General features: G+C 61.5%; 21 protein-coding genes. 15 read left to right on the forward strand and 6 right to left on the reverse strand.

What is annotated here, in order from left to right; all coding sequences use genetic code 11:
* Positions 1-7: 7 nt before the first annotated feature.
* The 5 genes from pyrR to gshB form a co-directional block, all read right to left on the reverse strand.
* Complete coding sequence (gene pyrR, locus F8N21_RS12205) at positions 8-511, reverse strand: bifunctional pyr operon transcriptional regulator/uracil phosphoribosyltransferase PyrR (RefSeq protein ID WP_150642381.1); 504 nt, start codon at positions 509-511, stop codon at positions 8-10.
* A gap of 121 nt (positions 512-632) precedes the next feature.
* Positions 633-1070, reverse strand: a complete 438-nt coding sequence (gene ruvX, locus F8N21_RS12210) for a Holliday junction resolvase RuvX (protein WP_150642382.1) — start codon at positions 1068-1070, stop codon at positions 633-635.
* Entirely contained in the window at positions 1070-1639 is a 570-nt protein-coding gene (locus F8N21_RS12215; protein WP_150642383.1) for a YqgE/AlgH family protein, read from the reverse strand. Before F8N21_RS12215 ends, ruvX begins: the two co-directional genes overlap by 1 nt.
* A 178-nt stretch (positions 1640-1817) precedes the next feature.
* A complete protein-coding gene (locus F8N21_RS12220; RefSeq protein WP_150642384.1) occupies positions 1818-2717 on the reverse strand; it encodes an energy transducer TonB in 900 nt (299 codons plus the stop codon).
* A gap of 77 nt (positions 2718-2794) precedes the next feature.
* Positions 2795-3748 (reverse strand): glutathione synthase, encoded by a 954-nt coding sequence (gshB, locus tag F8N21_RS12225; RefSeq protein ID WP_150642385.1) that lies wholly within the window; start codon positions 3746-3748, stop codon positions 2795-2797.
* 226 nt (positions 3749-3974) lie between these two features.
* Here gshB and pilG point away from each other — a divergent pair, with 226 nt between their 5' ends.
* The 15 genes from pilG (at position 3975) to madM (ending at position 21549) form a co-directional block, all read left to right on the forward strand.
* Positions 3975-4382 (forward strand): twitching motility response regulator PilG, encoded by a 408-nt coding sequence (gene pilG, locus F8N21_RS12230; RefSeq protein WP_150642386.1) that lies wholly within the window; start codon positions 3975-3977, stop codon positions 4380-4382.
* Between the two features lie 43 nt (positions 4383-4425).
* The gene (gene pilH, locus F8N21_RS12235) at positions 4426-4791 is read left to right on the forward strand and encodes a twitching motility response regulator PilH (protein ID WP_150642387.1); all 366 of its coding nucleotides are present in this window, start codon (positions 4426-4428) and stop codon (positions 4789-4791) included.
* A gap of 10 nt (positions 4792-4801) precedes the next feature.
* Entirely contained in the window at positions 4802-5341 is a 540-nt protein-coding gene (locus tag F8N21_RS12240) for a chemotaxis protein CheW (RefSeq protein ID WP_150642388.1), read from the forward strand.
* 156 nt (positions 5342-5497) lie between these two features.
* Positions 5498-7558 (forward strand): methyl-accepting chemotaxis protein, encoded by a 2061-nt coding sequence (locus F8N21_RS12245; protein ID WP_150642389.1) that lies wholly within the window; start codon positions 5498-5500, stop codon positions 7556-7558.
* 38 nt (positions 7559-7596) lie between these two features.
* Positions 7597-13536 carry an Hpt domain-containing protein gene (locus tag F8N21_RS12250; protein ID WP_150642390.1) on the forward strand — a complete coding sequence of 1980 codons (5940 nt, stop codon included), beginning with the start codon at positions 7597-7599 and terminating at the stop codon, positions 13534-13536.
* Positions 13529-13990, forward strand: coding sequence for a chemotaxis protein CheW (locus tag F8N21_RS12255; protein WP_150642391.1), 462 nt, complete (start codon positions 13529-13531; stop codon positions 13988-13990). Before F8N21_RS12250 ends, F8N21_RS12255 begins: the two co-directional genes overlap by 8 nt.
* Before the next feature lie 262 nt (positions 13991-14252).
* The gene (mdcA, locus tag F8N21_RS12260) at positions 14253-15923 is read left to right on the forward strand and encodes a malonate decarboxylase subunit alpha (RefSeq protein WP_150642392.1); all 1671 of its coding nucleotides are present in this window, start codon (positions 14253-14255) and stop codon (positions 15921-15923) included.
* Positions 15923-16798, forward strand: coding sequence for a triphosphoribosyl-dephospho-CoA synthase (locus F8N21_RS12265; protein ID WP_150642393.1), 876 nt, complete (start codon positions 15923-15925; stop codon positions 16796-16798). Before mdcA ends, F8N21_RS12265 begins: the two co-directional genes overlap by 1 nt.
* Positions 16798-17097, forward strand: a complete 300-nt coding sequence (locus F8N21_RS12270) for a malonate decarboxylase subunit delta (protein ID WP_150642394.1) — start codon at positions 16798-16800, stop codon at positions 17095-17097. Before F8N21_RS12265 ends, F8N21_RS12270 begins: the two co-directional genes overlap by 1 nt.
* A complete protein-coding gene (locus F8N21_RS12275) occupies positions 17090-17953 on the forward strand; it encodes a biotin-independent malonate decarboxylase subunit beta (RefSeq protein ID WP_150642395.1) in 864 nt (287 codons plus the stop codon). Before F8N21_RS12270 ends, F8N21_RS12275 begins: the two co-directional genes overlap by 8 nt.
* A complete protein-coding gene (mdcE, locus tag F8N21_RS12280) occupies positions 17950-18753 on the forward strand; it encodes a biotin-independent malonate decarboxylase subunit gamma (RefSeq protein WP_150642396.1) in 804 nt (267 codons plus the stop codon). The genes F8N21_RS12275 and mdcE overlap by 4 nt, the downstream gene beginning before the upstream one ends.
* A gap of 5 nt (positions 18754-18758) precedes the next feature.
* Positions 18759-19376, forward strand: a complete 618-nt coding sequence (locus tag F8N21_RS12285; RefSeq protein WP_150642397.1) for a malonate decarboxylase holo-ACP synthase — start codon at positions 18759-18761, stop codon at positions 19374-19376.
* Positions 19373-20308 (forward strand): malonate decarboxylase subunit epsilon, encoded by a 936-nt coding sequence (gene mdcH, locus F8N21_RS12290; protein ID WP_150642398.1) that lies wholly within the window; start codon positions 19373-19375, stop codon positions 20306-20308. Before F8N21_RS12285 ends, mdcH begins: the two co-directional genes overlap by 4 nt.
* A gap of 58 nt (positions 20309-20366) precedes the next feature.
* Positions 20367-20783, forward strand: a complete 417-nt coding sequence (gene madL, locus F8N21_RS12295) for a malonate transporter subunit MadL (RefSeq protein ID WP_150642399.1) — start codon at positions 20367-20369, stop codon at positions 20781-20783.
* Between the two features lies 1 nt (position 20784).
* Entirely contained in the window at positions 20785-21549 is a 765-nt protein-coding gene (madM, locus tag F8N21_RS12300) for a malonate transporter subunit MadM (RefSeq protein ID WP_150642400.1), read from the forward strand.
* Between the two features lie 141 nt (positions 21550-21690).
* On the opposite strand, the gene F8N21_RS12305 is transcribed toward madM, so the two are convergent.
* On the reverse strand, positions 21691-22478 hold a 788-nt coding region (locus F8N21_RS12305; RefSeq protein ID WP_150642401.1), incomplete at its 5' end, for a LysR substrate-binding domain-containing protein.

A 22478-nucleotide genomic window follows, 5' to 3' on the forward strand; every position in this document is an offset into this window, starting at 1 on the left:
TGGACTCTTAAAGGGCGAGGTCTTGGATTTCTAGCTGGAGCTCAGGGCCGGACAGTTTTACCCGCTCGTTGGCGGCCAGCGATAGCGTGGCACCGAGCACATTCGGTCGGATCGGCAGTTCTGCGGCGTCCAGATCCAGCAGGCAGACCAGGGTCACGCTGGCCGGCCGGCCGTAATCGAAGAGTTCGTTGAGTGCGGCGCGGATGGTCCGCCCACTCATCAACACATCGTCGATCAGCACCAGGTGCTGGCCTTCGATCTCGAATGGCAGCTCTGAGGGGCGCACTTGGGGGTGCAGGCCATTCTGGCTGAAGTCGTCGCGGTAGAAAGAGACGTCCAGCGTGCCCAGTGGCGAATCGCTGCCCAGGGCTTCCAGTAAGGCTTGGGCAACCCAGATGCCACCGGTGCGGATGCCGATGTAACGCGGTTCGCTGATGCCGCGTTGGGCCAGATGGGCCTTGAGATCGACGGCCATCTGGCTGATCAGTTCGATGGGATTGGGCAGGCTCATGGTTGCTCCTTCATGGTCCCGAGCCGGGTTCTGCACAGTGAGGCTCGGGTTGTAGGCAGGTTCGGGTGTGGCCAGCAGACACGTGGCCGATGACAGCCGCGCACCTTCAGGATTCGGTTTTTCAGGATTCGAACAGCGCTGAGTTTTCGTCGAGCCAGCCTTGCAGCAGCAGGGCTGCGGCGATGGCGTCGACCGGGTTGTCGCGGTAGCTGCCCTTTTGGCCGCCCCGGGCCAGGCGTTCGCCCTTGGCCTCGAAGGTGGTCAGGCGTTCATCGTGGGTATAGAAGGGCAGGTTGTAACGGCCATTCAGGCGCCGGGCAAACTTCTCGGCGCGCGCGCACATGTCGCTGGGCGTGCCGTCCATATTCAGCGGCAGACCGACCACCACGGCGTCGGGCTTCCATTCCTTGATCAGCGCTTCGACCTGATTCCAGTCGGGAATGCCGTTCTGCGCCTTCAGGGTGCAGAGCTCGCGGGCCTGGCCGGTAATCACCTGACCGACGGCAACGCCGATCTGTTTGGTGCCGAAGTCAAAACCCAGCAGTAAGCGTAAGGCCATCAGGCGTGTCCCGCCTGGCTGGTCAGCAGGCTCAGGTTGATGCCCAGACGTTTGGCGGCGGCTTCCAGACGCAGTTCGCTGCTGGTGTTGAACAGAATGTCAGCGTCAAACGGGCAGGTCAGCCAGGCGTTCTCGGCCAGCTCGGCCTCCAGTTGTCCGGCTTCCCAACCGGCATAGCCGAGGGCAATCAGGCTTTTTGGCGGGCCAACCCCATCGGCGATGGCAAACAGGACGTCCTGGGAGGTCGACAGCGCCAGGCCATCGAGCTCGACCGTGGCCTGGTAGGTCGAACCGATGGGATGCAGGACAAAGCCGCGGTCGGTCTGCACCGGGCCGCCGATAAAGATCGGCACATGCTGGCAAAGCGGTGGCGGCTCGATATCGGGGCGCAATTGTTCGAGGATGTCCGCCAGATTCAGGTCCTGTGGACGATTGACCACCAAGCCCATGGCACCGTTGGCAGTGTGCTCGACGATGTAGGTCAAGGTATGCGCAAAGTTCGGGTCGACCATATGCGGCATGGCGATCAGGAATTGATGCTTGAGATAGCTGGGGCTGACATTCTTCATGTGCGCTAGTGTGGCGTTGGCGGGGCGAGCTGACAAGCCGGTGATGTGTAGGAAATGGTGAATCTGTGAGTTATGTGTCGGATGTCAGATTGCCAAGATCGCAGCCTTCGGCAGCTCCTACATTGGAATGTGTGCACTTGTAGGAGCTGCCGAAGGCTGCGATCTTTTGATCTTCCGGCTAATTGCTGGACAACCGGTCCCCACGGGCAAACTTCCAGGTGCGGATGATTTCCAGCCGGTCGATATCCGACAGGTCGCCGCTGAACGGTGCAAAGGGCGCCGCCAGCCGGACGATTCGCTGCGCCGCCTGGTCCAGCAGCGGTTGCCCGGAAGACTCCAGTACCAGCACCTCAAACAGCGAGCCATCGCGGTTGATCGAGACCATCAGCCGCAAATTGCCGTAGATCTGTTTGCGCCGGGCTTCGTCGGGGTAGTTGAGGTTGCCGATGCGCTCGACTTTCTTGCGCCATTCGTCCTTATACCAGGCGCCTTTGTCGCGCATGGTCGAGGCGGCGCTCAGGCGGTGGATGCGCGGACGCTTGGCATACAGCTGCTGCTCATTGGCCAGTTCGGCTTCCAGGCTGGAGATTTCGCTGGACAGCTGCGAGCTGTCGAAAGTCGGTGTGGCGGTCTTGGGTTTGGGCTCGGTCTTGACCTCTTCACGCTGGGTGACGGTCTTCTTTGGCTTCGGCGCGGTGGTGGCGACTGCGGCTTTGGGCGAAGCCACTTTGACCTCGGGTGGCGCCGAGGGCGGTGGTGTGACTTTTTTCACCGTGTTGTCCTGGAACGGCGCAACTTCGGTGGTCTTCGGGATCGCCTTTTTGTCCAGGGTGCCGCTGCCCTGCTGGTTTTCCTGGGCGAGAAAGTCGGCCTTTTTCGGCTGGGTTTCGCTTTTGAAGGTGGCGAGGGTGATTTCCAGGGTTCGGCTGATCTGCTTGGGTTCGACGAAGGTAAAGCCCACGCCGAGGATCAGCGCCAGGTGAATCAACGCCGCGAGAAACAGGGTAAAACCGAGACGATCGGCCGGGCGCACGCCGCTATGGGCAAGTTCGGGGGGCAGATCGGCGGGGAGTGTCATGTCAACAAAACCAACATCGCGTGTTCTACAGGCGGGGCATCATAACGCAATGTTGGTTTCACCTTGGGAGTTCTGGATCAACGAGCCTTCAGCTTCAGATCGATGGCGTCCATCAACATGCCGCCGATGTTGGTGCCAAAGGCGTTGTCGATCTCGCGAATACAGGTCGGACTGGTGACGTTGATTTCCGTCAGATGCTCGCCAATCACGTCGAGGCCGACGAACAGCAGGCCTTTTTCACGCAGGGTCGGACCGACCTGAGCGGCGATCCAGCGGTCTTTCTCGGTCAGTGGTCGCGCTTCGCCACGGCCACCGGCCGCGAGGTTGCCACGGGTTTCACCGGCCGCCGGGATGCGCGCCAGGCAATACGGTACCGGTTCGCCATCGATCATCAGGATGCGTTTATCGCCGTCCTTGATCGCCGGCAGGTAGCCCTGGGCCATGATTTGTTGCTTGCCGTGCAGGGTCAGGGTTTCGAGGATCACCGAGAGGTTCGGGTGACCGGCGGTGTGACGGAAGATCGATGCGCCGCCCATGCCGTCCAGCGGCTTGAGAATCACATCGCCGTGATGGTCGGCGAATTCGCGCAGGATGTCCGGGCGACGGCTGACCACGGTTGGCGGCGTGCACTGCGGGAATAGCGTGGCGAACAGCTTTTCATTGCAGTCACGCAGGCTCTGCGGCTTGTTCACCACCAGCACGCCGGCACGTTCGGCCTGTTCCAGCAGGTAGGTGGAATACACGAACTCCATGTCGAACGGCGGATCCTTGCGCATCAGGATCACGTCCAGCTCGCTCAGGGCCGTGTCGGTTTCCGCTTCCAGTTCGAACCATTTCTGCGGGTTGGCAAAGACTTTCAGCGGACGCATCCGCGCCCGCGCTTCACCGGCGGCCTGATACAGGTCGCGCTGCTCCATATAGAACAGCGTCCAGCCGCGCTCCTGGGCGGCAAGCAGCATGGCCAGCGAGCTATCCTTTTTGTAGGAGATGCTGGCAATGGGGTCCATGACAATCCCGACGCGAACGCTCATGGGGTGATTCCTCTGGCAAATAGGGTGCTGAAAAGTGGCGTCAGAGTGGCGCCCGGCTTGTTCCCGGTCAAGGAAAAACCACCTTGCGGGTCGGCCGATAGATTGAACCCTGCGACTGTGCTAAAAAGGCTCCCATGCGGCGCCGAGCCCTTGAACATCAAGGGGTTCGAGCTCTGGTACCCGTGCATGGATAAAAACGATTCGCTGTGGCGATGGTAGAGCAGATATGGAACAGCATTCCAGCGCCTTGAAAGTCATGGTGATCGACGATTCGAAGACGATTCGCCGCACCGCCGAAACGCTGTTGAAAAACGTGGGTTGTGAAGTGATCACGGCGGTCGATGGTTTCGATGCCCTGGCCAAGATTGCCGACCATCATCCCGGGATCATCTTTGTCGACATTATGATGCCGCGTCTGGATGGCTATCAGACCTGCGCATTGATCAAGAACAACAGCGCGTTCAAGTCGACACCGGTGATTATGCTGTCCTCCAAGGATGGTCTGTTCGACAAGGCCAAGGGGCGGATCGTCGGCTCCGACCAGTTTTTGACCAAGCCTTTCAGCAAGGAAGAACTGCTGAGCGCGATCAAGGCCCATGTGCCGGGTTTCGCCGCAGTAGAACAAGCACATTGACGTCCGGCCAGCGGGCCGCACGCCTACTCGAATGGGGAAGACCATGGCACGTATCCTGATCGTCGATGACTCGCCGACTGAAATGTACAAACTGACGGGCATGCTGGAAAAGCACGGCCATGAAGTATTGAAGGCTGAAAACGGCGCCGACGGCGTGGCCCTGGCGCGCCAGGAAAAACCCGATGCAGTGCTGATGGACATCGTCATGCCTGGCCTCAATGGTTTTCAGGCGACTCGCCAGCTGACCAAAGACCCGGATACCGGGCACATCCCGGTGATCATCATCACCACCAAGGACCAGGAGACCGACAAGGTCTGGGGCACCCGTCAGGGCGCCAAGGACTACCTGACGAAACCTGTGGATGAAGAAACCCTGATTAAAACCTTGAATGCGGTCCTGGCCGGCTGACGGCGGTCCCATGACCGAGTCGCAAACGGCTTTCGAGCTGCTCCTGGAGATCGACCACCGCTGTCGCCTGCTGGCGGCGGATCTGCCGTCCCAGGAAACCCGCCAGCAGAGCTGGAGCGGGATCGGTTTTCGTATCGGCGAATACTGGTACGTCGCGCCCATGGGCGAAGTCAGTGAGGTTCTGCATGAGCCGCGTTGTACGGTGCTGCCCGGGGTAAAACCCTGGGTCAAAGGTGTGGCCAATCTGCGCGGAAGGTTGTTGCCGATCATGGACCTGTGCGGTTTCTTCGGCCACGAGCTGTCTACAGTGCGCAAACAGCGGCGGGTGCTGGTGGTCGAGCACCAGGAGGTATTTGCCGGTCTGTTGGTGGATGAAGTGTACGGCCTGCAGCATTTTGCGCAGGACCGTCTGGAGTCGGCGGCGACCCAGGCGCTGGAAGACGCGATTGCACCGTTCGTGAAGGGGCAGTTTCAGCGTGAGCAACTCTGGCGAGTCTTCAGTCCGTTCGCCCTGGCGCAGTCGCCCGGGTTTATGGATGTAGCCCTGTAGAAAAGAGGTCTTATCCTGGCTTTCGGCGCGTTCGGCATCGCCAGGATCGCAGCCTGCGGCAGCTCCTGCACGCCGTACGCAATACCTGTAGGAGCTGCCGCAGGCTGCGATCTTTTAAGGCGGCCACAGAGAATTTAGCTGTTTAGGCGAATACCGATGATAAAAGCAAAAACAGGCAAGCCAATGGAAGGGTCGCGCAGCCGTTCACAGATCATCGTGCTGTTCATGGCACTGATCGTGTTCATCATGGCGCTGTTCGCCAATTTCGCCTACCTCAACACCCAGGCCACTTATGACAAGCAGTACATCGGCCACGCCGGTGAGCTGCGGGTGCTGTCCCAGCGTATCGCCAAGAACGCCACCGAAGCGGCTGCCGGCAAGGCTGCCGCGTTCAAATTGCTGAGCGACGCGCGCAACGATTTTGCGCGACGCTGGGGTTACCTTAAAAAAGGCGACCCGGCCACCGGCCTGCCTCGGGCGCCACGGGAAGTGCGTCCGGAAATGCGTGCGGTCCAGCTGGATTGGGAGCACTTACTGAAGAACACCGACGCGATTCTGTCCAGCGAGCAGACCGTGCTGTCCTTGCACCAGGTCGCGGCGACGCTGGCCGAGACCGTGCCGCAATTGCAGGTCGAATACGAAAAAGTCGTGGAGATTCTGCTGCAACGCGGGGCTCCCGCCAGCCAGGTAGCCGTAGCCCAGCGGCAGACGCTATTGGCCGAGCGCATTCTCGGTGCGGTGAACACGGTGCTGGCCGGTGACGACACGGCAGTGCAGGCCGCCGATGCCTTTGGCCGTGATGCGGCGCGCTTTGGTCAGGTGCTCAATGGCATGCTGCAGGGCAATCCCGCATTGAAGATCAGCCAGGTCGAGGACCGTGATGCCCGTTCCCGGCTGATAGAAATTGCCGAGCTATTCGAATTCGTCTCGGGCTCGGTGGATGAAATTCTCGAAACTTCACCCGAACTGTTCAAGGTCCGGGAGTCGGCGAGCAGCATTTTCAGCCTCTCGCAAACCTTGCTCGATGAAGCCTCGCTGCTGGCCACCGGCTTCGAGAACCTCGCGTCCGGGCGCACTACCCATACCATCGGCGGTTACATGCTGGGTCTGGCGGCGCTGACCTCGATCATTCTGATTGGGCTGATAATGGTGCGTGAAACCAATCGCCAGCTACGCGAGACCGCCGAGAAGAATGAACGCAACCAGAACGCGATCATGCGTCTGCTCGACGAAATCGAAGACCTGGCCGACGGTGACCTGACGGTGACTGCCTCGGTGACGGAAGACTTCACTGGCACCATCGCCGACTCGATCAACTACTCGGTCGATCAATTGCGCGACCTGGTGGCAACCATCAACCTCACCGCCGGTCAGGTCGCGGCCGCCGTGCAGGAAACCCAGGCCACGGCGATGCACCTGGCGCAAGCTTCCGAGCATCAGGCGCAGCAGATCAGCGAGGCATCGGCGGCGATCAACGACATGGCTGAGTCCATCGATCAAGTGTCGGCCAACGCCGCAGAGTCGTCGGCAGTGGCCGAACGTTCGGTGGAAATCGCCAACAAGGGCAACGAGGTGGTGCACAACACCATCCACGGCATGGACAACATCCGCGAGCAGATTCAGGACACGGCAAAACGCATCAAGCGTCTGGGTGAGTCTTCCCAGGAAATTGGCGACATAGTCAGCCTGATCGACGACATTGCCGATCAAACCAATATTCTCGCACTCAACGCGGCGATTCAGGCCTCCATGGCCGGTGACGCCGGGCGCGGCTTCGCGGTGGTCGCCGATGAAGTGCAGCGGTTGGCGGAGCGCTCGTCGGCGGCGACCCGACAGATCGAAACACTGGTGCGGGCGATCCAGGCCGATACCAACGAAGCGGTGATTTCCATGGAGCAGACCACCACCGAAGTGGTGCGCGGCGCGCGTCTGGCTCAAGATGCCGGAGTCGCTCTGGAAGAAATCGAAGGCGTGTCGAAAACCCTCGCAGCCTTGATCCAGAGCATTTCCAACGCGGCGCAGCAGCAGACGTCCTCGGCGGGTCAGATCTCCTTGACGATGAACGTGATCCAGCAGATCACCACGCAAACCTCGTCTGGCTCGACCGCCACCGCCGAGAGCATCGGCAACCTGGCGAAAATGGCCAGCCAGCTGCGGCGTTCGGTGTCCGGGTTCACCTTGCCGGCGCTATCTGCGCAGGACACGGATAAAGTGTGAGCCGTGCATGCCAGGTATGAAATCAAAGTGGAGTGATTATGGGTGATCGCCACGACTATGTAGCCCTTGAATGGGTCAAAGGCGAAATTGCCGAAACGCTGAAGCAGGCCAGCCGGACACTCGACAGGCTGGTTGCCGACTCGCAGGCGGCGCATGCGCTCAGCCAGTGCCTGGCGTACATCCATCAGGTCCACGGCAGTTTGCAGATGGTCGAGTTCTACGGCGCGGCCCTGCTTGCCGAAGAAATGGAAGAGCTGGCGCTGGCCCTGGAGCAGAAGCGGGTCAGTCATCGCGACGAAGCGATTCGGCTGTTGCAGCAAGCGCTTGGCCAGTTACCGATCTACCTCGACCTTATACACAGCGCCCGCCACGATCTGCCACTGGTGGTATTACCGCTGCTTAACGATCTGCGCAGTGCTCGCGGTGAAAGCCTGTTGTCGGAAACCAGTCTGTTCAGCCCGCAGCTACCGGACTTGCCGGCGTTGAGCGAGGAGGCCCTGGCCCTGCTTGAACCGGCGGACCTGCCAAGTGTGTTGCGCAAGTTGCGACAGATGCTGCAAGCGGCGTTAGTCGGGTTGCTGCGTGAACAGGATGATCGAACCAATCTGGGTTATCTGGCCAAGGTCTTCGAACGTCTTGAAGGACTTTGTCGCAACGCCCCCCTGAGCCCGCTGTGGCAGGTCGCTTCAGCGCTGGTGGAAGGCATGCTCGCGGGCAGCATTGCCAACAGTCCGGCCTTGCGCAGCCTGCTCAAAGACACCGACAAGGAACTCAAACGCTTGCTCGAGCAAGGAATGGCCGGGATCAATCAGCCGGTCCCGCAAGAATTGCTCAAGAGCCTATTGTTCTATATAGCCAAAGCCGAATACCCCACCGGGCAGATGCAGACCATGAAAGAAAGTTACGGACTCGATGACGCGCTACCCAACAGCGCGCTGGTCGATGAAGAGCGCGCCCGCCTGGCCGGCCCGGACCGGGATGCCATGCGTTCGGTACTGGCCGCGTTGTGCGAAGAACTGGTGCGGGTCAAGGAACGCCTGGATCTGTTCGTGCGCAGCGATCGCCAGCATGCCTCCGACCTCGACAGCTTGCTCGCACCGCTGCGGCAAATTGCCGACACCTTGGCAGTGCTGGGTTTCGGTCAGCCGCGCAAGGTGATTATCGATCAACTGGCAGTGGTCCTGAGTCTGGCCCAGGGGCAGCGCGAACCCAATGACGCGATCCTCATGGACGTGGCCGGGGCCTTGCTGTACGTCGAGGCGACCCTGGCCGGGATGGTCGGCACCGTCGAGCCGGAAAGCCGGGAAGAAAGCCGGCTGCCGACCACCGACCTGACGCAGATCCACCAGCTGGTGATCAAGGAAGCGCGGATCTGTATGCAGCAAGCCAAGGACACCATCGTCGACTACATCGACGCCGGCTGGGACCGTCAGCATCTGCAACCGTTGCCGGAGTTGCTGACCCAGGTTCGCGGTGCATTGGCGATGATTCCGTTGAGCCGGGCGGCAAGTCTGCTGGAGGCCTGTAACGGCTACGTTCGCGAGCATTTGCTGGTCAATAAGGTTCAGCCCGATTGGCAGCAGCTGGACAATCTGGCCGAAGTCATTACCAGCGTCGAGTACTACCTCGAACGCTTGAGCGAGGATGCTCAGGCGCCCGGCGAACAGGTGCTGGACGTCGCCGAAGAGAGCCTGGCCGCCTTGGGGTATTTCCCGACCCCGCTGCAGGTACCGCTGCTCAACGAAGTGCTCAGCCCGAGCGAAGCGCTGGCGCTGCGGGACCAGCAGGCGCTGGACAATCCTGAAGTGGTGCAGTCTCTGGCCGAGGTGCTGGCCAACCCGGTTTCCGTCCTCAACCCGCCCGCCCTGCATACGCCGGGCAGCCTGCTGCCCCCTCCGGTCGATGAGACACCGGTGGATGACGAATTGCGGGAAGTCTTTCTCGAAGAGACCGACGAGGTCCTCGACGTATTGCGTGAGTATCTGCCGCAATGGGTGGCCAACCCCGACAACAAGACCGCATTGAGCGAATTGCGTCGTGGCTTCCATACCTTGAAAGGGAGCGGGCGCATGGTTCGCGCCCTGGTGGTGGGAGAGCTGTCCTGGGCGGTGGAAAACCTGCTCAACCGGGTTCTGGAGCGCAACGTCGAGCCAGGGCCACAGGTGCAGCAACTGCTGGGCGAAGTGCTGCGGCTATTGCCCGAACTGATCAGCGAGTTCGCCGCCAACACCCAGCGCCAGCGCGATGATGTCGACCAGCTGGCCGCCCGTGCCCATGGACTGACCAAGGGCGATGAGCCGGTGCCGGACGCTGTCGTGCAAGCTCCGGAGGCTCTCGATCCACAGTTGCTGGAGATCTTCCACAACGAAGCTGAAACCCATCTCGACAGCCTCAACCATTTTCTTGATCAGGCCGCCAAACAGCTGCCGCTGCAGGCCAGTGATGAATTGCAGCGTGCGCTGCACACCCTCAAAGGCAGCGCCTACATGGCCGGTGTATTACCGATCGCCGAGCTGGTGAAACCGCTGGACCAGCTGACTCGTGAATACAAGGCGCATCAGATTGCCCTGGATCTGGATGAAATCGAACTGCTGCTTGACGCTGAAGGGTTGTTGCGCGGCAGTTTGAAGCAGCTCAAGGCCGATCCACTGGCCGCGATCAGCGGCGCGCAGTCGTTGATCGAACGGACCCGGAAGCGACTGGCCGAACGCCTGGAAGCCCTGCTCAGCTCGCCGAATACGGGCCTGCGGATCAAGCGCGATCCACAACTGATCAGCAATTTCCTCGCCCAGGGCATGGACATCCTGCTCGATGCTGAAAACCTTTTGCGCCGCTGGCAGCAACATCCCGGAGAGCGCCAGGAACTCAGTGCGCTGCTCGATGAGCTGACCACCCTGGGCGAAGGCGCGCATCTGGCCGACCTGCATCCGGTCGATGACCTGTGCGAAGCCTTGCTCGACCTGTATGGCGCAGTGGAAGAGAGCAGCCTGGCGGTCAGCGAGCGGTTTTTCCATGAGGCCGACAGCGCCCACGAAGCCTTGATCAGCATGCTTGATCAACTGGCCGCCGGCCAGGAAGTCGGCCCCCGGCCGGATCGGGTGCAAGCCCTGCGTGATTTGCTCGATCAAGGCCTCGACCCATCGGCCATGGGTCTGATCAGGAGCGATGGAAGCCGTACGCTGAGCATCACCGAGCTGAGCGCCGCCACCAGCGAGATGGAGCAGGCGCCGGTGGCGCTGGAGCTGGACGATGAAATCGTCTCGATCTTTCTCGAAGAAGCGGCGGATATCCTCGAAAGCGCCGGGCAAGCCCTGCAGCGTTGGCTGGACGACCCAGACAACGCCGCGCCGTTGCTGTCATTGCAGCGCGACCTGCACACCCTCAAGGGCGGTGCGCGGATGGCCGAAGTCGGGCCGGTCGGTGACCTGGCCCATGAACTGGAAAGCCTTTATGAAGGCTTGGTCGACCGCCGCTACAACCATTCCAGTGAACTGGCGCAACTGCTGCAGCAGAGCCATGACCGTTTGGCCGTGTTGCTTGAGCAACTGCACAGGCAGCAACCGCTGAGCGACCCCGGTGAGCTGATCGCGGCGATTCGCGAGTTCCGTCAGGGCAGCGGCGCGAGCGCCGAGGCGGCAGAGCCCGCGCCCCAGACTGATTTGGCGAGCCACGACCCCGAGTTGCTGGAAATCTTCCTCGAGGAAGGTTTCGACATCATCGACAGTTCCGGCGCGGCGCTGTCGCGCTGGCAGGCCGAGCCGCAAAACCGCCTGGAGGTGGAAACCCTGCTGCGCGACCTGCATACCCTCAAGGGAGGCGCGCGGATGGTCGAGATCGGGCCGATCGGCGACCTGGCCCATGAACTGGAATTTCTTTACGAAGGTTTGTCGGCAGGCCTGCTGCAACCGACGGAGCCGTTGTTCATGCTGTTGCAACGCAGCCATGACCAGCTTGCGCAGATGCTGGACGCGGCACGGGCGGGCAAGCCGGTTTTACCAGCCCAGGCCTTGATCGAGACGATCGTCGCCTTCACCCATCCTGCTGTCGGCGATCTACAGCCGCAGCCGCTCCCCTGCGAAGTCATACCGCAGGTTCAGGCCAAAACCGAATCGCCGGCGCTACAGCCCGAAGCCGGCACGACCGGCGACATGGTCAAGGTCTCGGCCGAGCTGCTTGATGATCTGGTCAATCTGGCCGGTGAAACCTCGATTTTCCGTGGCCGTATCGAGCAACAAGTCAACGATGCCCGGGTGACCCTGAGCGAGATGGAAACCACCATTGAGCGCATGCGCGACCAGTTGCGGCGCCTGGACACCGAAACCCAGGGGCGGATTCTCAGCCGTCAGCAAGTCGAGGCCGAACGCCTGGGCTACGAAGAATTCGACCCGCTGGAAATGGACCGGCATTCGCAATTGCAGCAGCTGTCACGGGCTTTGTTCGAGTCGGCGTCGGACCTGCTTGACCTCAAGGAAACCCTCGATCGTCGCAACCAGGAGGCGGAAAGCCTGCTGCAGCAGCAGGGACGGATCAACACCGATTTGCAGGAAGGTCTGATGCGTACGCGCATGGTGCCGTTTGAGCGCATGTTGCCGCGCCTGAAGCGTATCGTCCGGCAGGTCGCCAGTGAGTTGGGCAAGGACGTTGAATTCATTGTCGGCAATGCCCAGAGCGAGATGGACCGCAACGTGCTCGAACGCATGCTCGCGCCACTGGAGCATATGCTACGCAATGCTGTCGACCACGGTCTGGAATCTGCCGAGGTGCGGCTCGCCGCCGGCAAGCCTGCCCAGGGCAGGATCACCCTGGACCTGGCTCACGAAGGCGGCGACATCATTTTCGACATCCGCGATGACGGTGCCGGAATACCCCTCGATGCAGTGCGGCGCAAGGCGATCAAGCGTGGGCTGCTCGCTCCTGATCTGGAAATCAGCGACCGCGATGTGTTGCAGTTCATCCTGCAGCCGGGATTCTCCACCGCTGAAAAAATTACCCAGATCTCCGGGCGCGGGGTCGGCATGGACGTGGTCCATGAAGAAGTCCGGCAACTGGGCGGCAGCATGAGCATTGACTCGACGCCGGGGCAGGGCGTGCACTTTCGCATTCGCCTGCCATTCACCGTATCGGTCAACCGTGCGTTGATGGTGCAGTGCGCCGAGGACCAGTACGCGATCCCGCTGAACACCATCGAAGGCATCGTTCGGGTTTTGCCCAACGAGCTCGACGGTTACCACCAGCTTGAGCCACCGATCTACGAATACGCCGGGCAACGCTACGAACTCTGCTACCTCGGCGAGTTGCTGCATACCGCAGCCAAGCCCAAGCTGCTGGGTCAGAGCCTGCCGCTGCCGGTGCTGTTGGTGCAGTGCAATGAGCGGCGGATTGCGGTGCAAGTCGATGCCATGGCTGGCACCCGGGAAATCGTGGTGAAAAGCCTCGGCCCGCAGTTTGCCGCAGTGCAGGGATTGTCCGGTGCGACCATCCTGGGCGATGGCCGGGTGGTGCTGATTCTCGACCTGCTGGCGCACATCCGCGCGATGCAGACACGCTTGCCGCAATCGCGTCCGGTCAAGGGCAGTGAGCCTGCGGTCGACGCCGAGCCACATCGGCCGCTGCTGGTCATGGTGGTCGATGATTCGGTCACTGTACGCAAGGTCACCAGTCGCCTGCTCGAACGCCACGGCATGAACGTGTTGACTGCCAAGGACGGGATCGACGCCATGGCGCTGCTGGAGGAACACACGCCGGACCTGATGCTGCTGGACATCGAAATGCCGCGCATGGACGGTTTCGAAGTGGCGATGCAGGTGCGCAGCGATCCGCGACTGCAACACCTGCCGATCATCATGATCACCTCGCGCACCGGCCAGAAACATCGCGACCGCGCCATGGCCATCGGCGTCAATGACTACCTCGGCAAGCCGTACCAGGAATCGGTCCTGCTGGAGAGCATCGCCTTGTGGAGCAAAACCCATGCTTGATCATCGCACCAGCAACCTCACCGGGCTGCTGCTGCCCTTGGCCGATCGCAACTTGATCCTGCCCAACGTCGCCATCGCCGAACTGATCGATTACCAGCCCGGCGCCTTCGATATCGACACACCGCCCTGGTACCTGGGCCTGGTGACCTGGCGCGACCGGCAAATCCCGCTGCTCAGCTTCGAATCCGCCTGTGGCAGCAAAACTGTGCTCGGCGACCGCGCGCGCATCGTCGTACTCAACGCCCTGGGCGGCCGCCCGCAACTCAAATTCATCGCCTTGCTGGTGCAGGGTATTCCGCGCTCCTGCAAACTCGACAGCCAGTTGAGTTATGTCGATGTGCCGCTGTGTCCACTGGAAAAAGCCGCCGTGCAAATCGCCGATCAAATAGCCAAAGTGCCGGACTTGCTAGGGCTGGAAGAGTTGTTGGTGGGCGCGGGGTTGGTTCAGGGGTGATCTCAAAATCGCGAGCAATCGTCGCACCACCGCTCCCACATTGGATTCTCGGCGTACACATAAATAGCGTCTGAACCCGGTTTAATGTGGGAGCGAGCTTGCTCGCGATGACGGCCGAGCAGCCAACATAAATCTTTAGTCGGGCCACTCAATTGTGGTCAATTCATTACCCTGACCGTAACAATCCGTCTCTCTGCTTGATTGATGCCGTTCTCCATTCGCTCCTAAGGTAGCTCCACGACAGCGAACCCGTGGAGTGAGCATGACAACAATAATATCCCCCAACTCGCGCTGGACGCGGCGGCGTAGCGAGAAGCAGCGTCGCCTCGAACAAGTGCGGGGTCTCGCCGATGGTGTGGTGTTGCCGACCGACAAGATTGTCGCGGCGCTGGAGGCGTTGATTATGCCCGGCGACCGGGTGGTGCTCGAAGGCAACAACCAGAAGCAGGCGGACTTCCTTTCCCGCTCCCTGGCCAAGGCCGATCCGGCAAAGCTGCATGACTTGCACATGATCATGCCCAGCGTCGGCCGGTCCGAGCATCTGGACCTGTTCGAGCGCGGTATCGCCCGCAAGCTGGACTTCTCCTTTGCCGGCACCCAAAGCCTGCGCATCAGCCAGTTGCTCGAAGACGGTCTGCTGGAAATCGGCGCGATCCACACCTACATCGAACTCTATGCCCGACTGGTGGTGGACCTGATTCCCAACGTGGTGCTGTCGGCCGGATTCATGGCCGACCGCGCGGGCAATATCTACACCGGGCCAAGCACCGAAGACACCCCGGCGCTGATCGAACCCGCAGCCTTCAGCGACGGTATCGTGATTGTCCAGGTCAACCAGTTGGTGGACGACGTCAGCGAGTTGCCCCGCGTGGACATTCCCGCCTCCTGGGTGGACTTCGTGGTGGTGGCCGACAAGCCGTTCTACATCGAACCGCTGTTTACCCGTGACCCACGGCACATCAAACCGGTGCATGTGTTGATGGCGATGATGGCGATCCGCGGCATCTACGAAAAACACAACGTCCAGTCGCTCAACCATGGCATCGGCTTCAACACCGCCGCCATCGAGCTGATCCTGCCGACCTACGGCGAATCCCTCGGGCTCAAGGGCAAGATCTGCCGCAACTGGACCCTCAACCCCCATCCCACCCTGATTCCGGCCATCGAAAGTGGTTGGGTCGAGAGCGTGCATTGCTTCGGCACCGAGTTGGGGATGGAGAACTACATCGCCGCGCGGCCGGACGTGTTCTTCACCGGGCGCGACGGCTCACTGCGCTCGAACCGGATGTTCTGCCAACTGGCCGGGCAGTACGCGGTAGACCTGTTTATCGGCGCGACCTTGCAGGTGGATGGCGACGGACATTCCTCGACCGTCACCCGTGGACGCCTGGCGGGTTTCGGCGGTGCGCCGAACATGGGCCATGACCCCCGCGGTCGCCGTCACGGCACGCCGGCCTGGCTGGATATGCGCCATGGCGATGCCCCCGAAGCGTTGCTCGAGCGCGGCAAGAAGCTTGTGGTGCAGATGGTCGAGACTTTTCAGGAGGGCGGAAAACCGACCTTCGTCGAGACTCTGGACGCGGTCGAGGTGGCGAAGAAAAGCGGCATGCCGCTGGCGCCGATCATGATCTACGGCGACGACGTTACCCACCTGCTCACCGAAGAAGGCATCGCCTACCTGTACAAGGCCCGCTCCCTGGAAGAGCGCCAGGCAATGATCGCCGCAGTCGCCGGGGTGACCGTCATCGGCTTGCGGCATAACCCGAAAGACACTGCCCGCATGCGCCGCGAAGGTTTGATCGCGCTACCGGAAGACCTCGGCATCCGTCGCACCGACGCTACCCGCGAATTGCTCGCGGCGAAAAGTGTCGCCGATCTGGTGGAGTGGTCGGGTGGCTTGTACAACCCGCCCGCCAAATTCAGGAGCTGGTAATGCACGCATTCAACCTGCAACCGAAAACCCTCTCCCAGGCCGAGCGCCTGGCGGATCTGGCGGTAGACGCGCTGATCGACGAAGCCGACCTGTCGCCGAAACCGGCGCTGGTCGATCGCCGAAGCAATGGCGCTCATACCGACTTGCACCTTGGACTGATGCACGCTTCGGCACTGTCCTTGTGGCCGGCATTCAAGGAGATGGCTGAAGCCGCCATCGAGTTCGGCGAAATCGGATTTCCATTGCGCGAAGCCCTTGGGCGAATTGGCCGCGAAGGTGAGCAAGCGATGCTTGCCACCACCAATGGTGTGAACACCCATCGCGGGGCAATCTGGGCCTTGGGCCTGCTGGTGGCCGCTGCGGCACTGGAACCTGAGTCCACTGGTGCTGGCTCCGTGACCTTGCGTGCCGCGCGGCTGGCCTTGCTCGACGACCGCTACGCCCCGCGTCCCCTCAGCCACGGCGCTCAAGTCGCGCAACGCTACGGCGCCCGCGGAGCTCGGGAAGAAGCGCAACTCGGCTTCCCGGCGGTGATTCAGCGCGCTTTGCCGCAACTCAAGCGCAGCCGTGCCGAGGGCCATGGTGAACAGAACGCCCGGCTCGACGCCTTGCTGGCGATCATGACCACTTTGGCCGATACCTGCGTGCTCTATCGCGCTGGCCCGGCCGGCCTGCAAACCATGCAACACGGCGCGCAAGCAGTGCTCGACGCTGGCGGCAGCGCGAGCCTTGGCGGGCGCCGTCGTCTTTATGAGCTGGACCAACAACTATTGGCGTTGAACGCCTCGCCCGGCGGCGCTGCGGATTTGCTCGCGGCGTGCCTGTTGATCGATCGTATCGAGGCTGGCGACGGCTTCATCCAGGGAGCATTTTGATGGAAACCTTATCCTTTGAATTCCCCGCCGGGCAGCCGGCCAAGGGCAGGGCGCTGGTGGGCTGTGTCGGTTCCGGTGATCTGGAAGTGCTGCTGGAGCCGGGTCAGGCCGGCAAGCTGACGATTCAGGTGCAGACTTCGGTCAATGGCAGCGCGCAACGTTGGCAGCATCTGTTCGAACGGATATTCGACGAATCGACGCCACCGGCGCTGATGATCGATATTCATGATTTCGGTGCCACGCCGGGTGTGGTGCGTTTGCGTCTGGAACAAGGCTTCGAGGAGATCGGTCATGACTGACAGTGCAGCCTTGCTGAAACTACACCTTGAAAGACGCAGCTTCGTCGAACTCGGCGCTCGTCAGCGGGCCAAGGCCTTGCTCGACGCCGGTAGTTTTCGCGAATTGCTCGATCCATTCCAACGACTGATGTCGCCGTGGTTGGCGCGCCAAGGTGTGGTCCCGCAAGCCGATGACGGCGTGGTGATCGCCAAGGGCAGCATTGGCGGTTTGCCGGTGGTGATCGCGGCCATCGAAGGCGCTTTCCAGGGCGGCAGCCTGGGTGAAGTCGGCGGGGCGAAGATCGCCGGTGCGCTGGAACTGGCGGCCGAGGACAACCGCAACGGCATCGCCACCCGCGCCGTGTTGCTGCTGGAAACCGGCGGCGTGCGCTTGCAGGAGGCCAACCTCGGCCTGGCGGCGATTGCCGATATCCATGCAGCCATTGTTGACCTTCGCCAATACCAGCCAGTGATTGGCGTGGTGGCCGGCAGTGTCGGTTGCTTTGGCGGCATGTCGATTGCCGCCGGGTTGTGCAGTTATCTAGGGGTGACCCGGGAAGCACGTCTGGGCCTCAACGGCCCGCAGGTGATCGAGCAGGAAGCCGGGCTTGAAGAATATGACTCCCGCGACCGGCCCTTCATCTGGAGCCTGACCGGCGGTGAACAGCGGTTTGCCAGTGGCCTGGTGGACCGTTATGTGGCCGACGACGTGGCGCAGATTCAGCAGCAGGTCAGTGAATTGCTTCAGCAGGGTTTGCCAACTGAGCAACGCAGCCGTCAGGCCGAACTGTTCTTGCAACGTCTGGCCCGTCTGGATGCCGAACCGCAAATCGATCCGGCGACGGTTCGCGAACTGTACCAGGGAGCGCGCTCATGAGTACTTTTTCCCTGAGGGGTTTGCAGTGGTTCCAGGCCTTGAGTGGTGGCGCTACAGCTGTGAGCGGATTGCCCGCTTCGTTGAAAGTCGCCGACGGTCTTCTGGGGGAACAACCGGTGCGTTTTCTCGCCGTGGTGGCGGACCCGGAAAACCGCTTTGTTCGCGCCCGCAACGGTGAGGTCGGTCTGCTGGAAGGCTGGGGCCTGGCCAAGGCGATTGATGAAGTCATCGAGGCGGATCGCAACCAGTCGCACAAACGCGCCTTGATCGCCATCGTCGATGTGCCGAGTCAGGCCTATGGCCGGCGCGAGGAAGCGCTGGGCATTCATCAGGCATTGGCGGGCGCCGTGGACAGTTATGCCCGGGCGCGGCTGGCCGGACATGCGGTGATTGGTCTGTTGGTGGGCAAGGCGATGTCCGGGGCGTTCCTCGCCCATGGTTATCAAGCCAATCGGCTGATCGCCCTGCGCGATCCCGGTGTGATGGTGCATGCCATGGGCAAGGCCTCGGCAGCGCGAGTGACTTTGCGCAGCGTCGAAGAGCTCGAAGCCCTGGCCGCCAGCGTGCCGCCGATGGCCTATGACATCGACAGCTTCGCCAGCCTGGGTTTGCTCTGGGAGACTCTGGAAGTCAGCCAGATCGAGCAGCCAACGGCCAGTGATCTGGCACAGGTGAATGCGTGTCTGGCTCAGGCGATTCGCGATGTGGAAGCCAGCGGCCATGATCTGAGCAGCCGCCTGGGTGCCAGCAATCGAGCAGCGTCGAGCAAGGTTCGGCAGCTGTTGCGTAAGCAGTGGTGAGCGAGATGACCGGGATATTTGCCCATGATCTGCTCTGGGGACTGACGCTAGAACAGTTGCCTGCGGATGCGCCGGCCTGGGCCGTTGAGGCCATGAGCGCCGGTCAGCCGGTTGTGGTGCGGCGCGCGCTGGTTGCAGCCGACCAGATCGCCGTCGGCGTGCGTGGGCGTTTGCGTGAGCAGCGTTACGCCACGTTGATGACGGTCGCGGCAATCCAGCGGCGAGTGCGACCGGAGGAGCTTTGTCATGTCGAGACGGATCGTCACTGGCCGGCGTTGCAGGCCTTGGCTCAACTGCGTCCATTGCTCGACGCAGGTGGTTTGAACTGGGGCGTCAGCGGCAGTGCCGGGTTCGAGTTGGCCAGCGGTGTTGTGGCCCTGCATCAACACAGCGATCTCGACTTGATCCTGCGTACCCCGCAGCCGCTTGATCGTGTTCAGGCACTGGAGTTACTCAAGCTGCTGGACTGCGCCGTGTGCCCGGTGGACCTGCAATTGCAAACCCCCAACGGTGCCGTCGCTTTGCGCGAATGGGCCGGTTCAGCGCCGCGGGTGCTGCTTAAAAGTGCCAGCGGTGCGCGGTTGGTGCTGGATCCGTGGCAGGCATTGGAGCAGGCAGCGTGAGCAGCCTGCTGGTGTTTCCGGGCCAGGGCGCGCAGCAGCCGGGCATGCTCCATCGTCTGCCACAAAATCCAGTGGTTGAAGGGTGTTTGAAAGACGCGAGCGAGGTGCTGGGTGAGGACGTTCTGCTGTTGGACTCAGCCCAGGCTCTGGCCTCGACCCGTGCGGTTCAGCTGTGTCTGCTGATCGCTGGAGTCGCGGGTTCGCGTTTGCTGTTGCAGCAAGCACCGGCACCGGACTACGTGGCGGGGCTGTCCATCGGCGCCTATCCGGCAGCGGTAATTTCCGGTGCGTTGGCTTTCGGTGATGCGCTGCGTCTAGTCAACCTGCGTGGTGAGTTGATGCAGCAGGCTTATCCACAAGGCTATGGCATGACCGCGATTATCGGCCTGGATCTGGCGGCGGTGGAAGCGTTGCTGGCGCAGGTTCATGGCCCGCAGACACCGGTCTATCTGGCCAATATCAATGCCGATAACCAGGTGGTCATCGCCGGTAGTGACGACGGGATGAAAGCAGTTGCCGAGCTGGCTCGCAGTTGTGGTGCCGGTTTGGCCAAGCGGTTGGCGGTCAGCGTGCCGTCTCATTGTCCGCTGCTGGAACAACCTGCAGCAGTCCTGGCGCAAGCCTTTGCTCAGGTGCCGCTGCAGGTTCCGAGGTTGGGATACCTGAGCGGCAGCCGCGCCCGGCCGATTCGTACGGTCGAACTGCTGCGCGACGATCTGGCTTTCAACATGTGCCGGGTTGTCGACTGGCGCGGCACCGTGCAAAGCGCTTACGAGCGTGGCGTGCGGCTGCAGATTGAACTGCCGCCGGGTGCGGTGCTCACCGGGCTGGCGCGCCGGGTGTTCGAACAAGGCACGGCCATTGCTTTCGACGGTGCGCGCCTGGACACCTTGCAAGCACTGTTGCGAGAGGAGGGAAGCCGCCAACCTTAGTCAGGCTTTCGAAGGACAAAAACAACAACTTCGACGATGCACTTTGAGGATGACAACAATGATTATTTACGGTGTGGCGCTGTTGGCAATCTGTACGCTGGCAGGGGTGATTCTGGGTGACATGCTCGGTGTATTGCTGGGAGTGAAGTCGAACGTCGGCGGTGTGGGTATCGCCATGATCCTGTTGATCTGTGCGCGTTTATGGACGCACCGCCAAGGCGGGATGACCAAGGAGTGCGAGCTGGGCGTCGGCTTCTGGGGTGCCATGTACATTCCAGTGGTGGTAGCCATGGCGGCGCAACAAAACGTGGTAACCGCGCTGCACGGCGGCCCGGTGGCGGTATTGGCAGCGATCGGTTCAGTGGTGATTTGCGGATTCACCATTGCCTTGATCAGCCGGACTCACAAAGGCGAACCATTGCCGGATGAGCCGGACGATATCGCGCAGTCTGCCGTTACCGCAGGGGGACGTTGATATGTGGGATCTCATTGAAAAGGGGCTGGAACATAACGGTCTGGTCACGGCGTTTGCGTTTGTCGGTGTGATCATGTGGGTCTCGGTGGTGCTGTCCAAGCGCCTGACTTTCGGGCGGATCCATGGCTCGGCGATTGCCATCGTCATCGGACTGGTGCTGGCCTGGGTCGGCGGGACTATTACTGGTGGGCAGAAGGGCCTGGCGGATCTGGCGCTGTTTTCCGGCATCGGGCTGATGGGCGGCGCCATGCTGCGGGACTTCGCGATCGTCGCCACGGCGTTCGAGGTGCAGGCCACGGAAGCGCGCAAGGCCGGAATGATCGGCGCGATCGCGCTGGTGCTGGGCACGGTGCTGCCGTTTATCGTTGGTGCGAGTATTGCCTGGGTATTCGGTTACCGTGATGCGGTGAGCATGACCACCATCGGTGCCGGTGCGGTGACTTACATCGTCGGCCCGGTGACCGGCGCGGCGATTGGGGCGAGTTCCGATGTGGTGGCGCTGTCGATTGCCACGGGGCTGATCAAGGCGATCCTGGTGATGGTTGGCACACCGATGGCAGCGCGCTGGATGGGCCTGGATAACCCGCGCTCGGCGATGGTCTTCGGCGGTCTGGCCGGGACGGTCAGCGGTGTGACGGCGGGTCTGGCGGCGACTGATCGACGGCTGGTGCCTTATGGCGCGCTGACGGCGACCTTCCATACCGGGCTGGGGTGTCTGTTGGGGCCGTCGTTGTTGTATTTCATTGTGCGGGGGATTGTGGGGTAGGTTCGGGATTTGTGTTGAATGTTCCATCGTCATCGCGAGCAAGCTCGCTCCCACACTGGATCTGCGGTGAACGCAGTATTTGTGACCACTGCAGATCAAATGTGGGAGCGAGCTTGCTCGCGATGCAGGCGACGCGGTTTATCAAGAGGCATGCCGATGGGCATACATCCGACACTCCGCCAACAGCGCCAATAAATTCGGATCGCGCTCCTTGGCCTTGAGGAACACCACGCCAATATGCTGTTGCAGGCGATAGCGCGCCTGCAATGGAATCAGCTTCACCCGGTTCTCATACACCGCCGCAATCCGCCCCGGCAGCAAGGCATAACCGACCCCGGAACTGACCATGCTCAGCAGGGTGAAGATGTCGTTGACCTGCATCGCCACCTTCGGCTCGAAGCCTGCCTGCTGGAACACCCGATTACCGTCCTGGTGAGTGGCAAAGCCCTGGGTCAGGGTGATGAAGGTCTCGTTGCGCACATCGCTGAGATCGACTTCCGCTTGTTGCGCGAAGGGTGAATCGGCCGGTGTGGCGAGGAAGATATCGTCGGAGAACAGCGGGATCTGCTCGCAGTCCGGATCGTTCATGCTGTCGTCGAGGGACACCAGGATCGCGTCGACTTCCATGTTCTTGAGCTTGTACAGCAGATCGATATTCGAGCCGAGGATCAGGTCGATATTCAGTTCGCTGCGGCGGATTTTCAGACCCATAATCAGTTGCGGCACGGTCTTGACCGTCAGTGAATACAACGAGCCCAGTTTGAAACGCTCTGCGGAGAATCCAGCGGCTTCGCGGGTCAGACGCACGCTTTCGATCACGTCCTGGATCAGCTTCTGGGCGCGCTCTTCCAGCACATAGGCGCTTTCCAGTGGCGTCAGGTTGCGCCCCTCATGTTTGAACAGCGGGCAACGCAGGGCGCTTTCCAGGG

The sequence above is a fragment of the Pseudomonas fluorescens genome (assembly GCF_902497895.1).
GTDB lineage: Bacteria > Pseudomonadota > Gammaproteobacteria > Pseudomonadales > Pseudomonadaceae > Aquipseudomonas > Aquipseudomonas fluorescens_BP.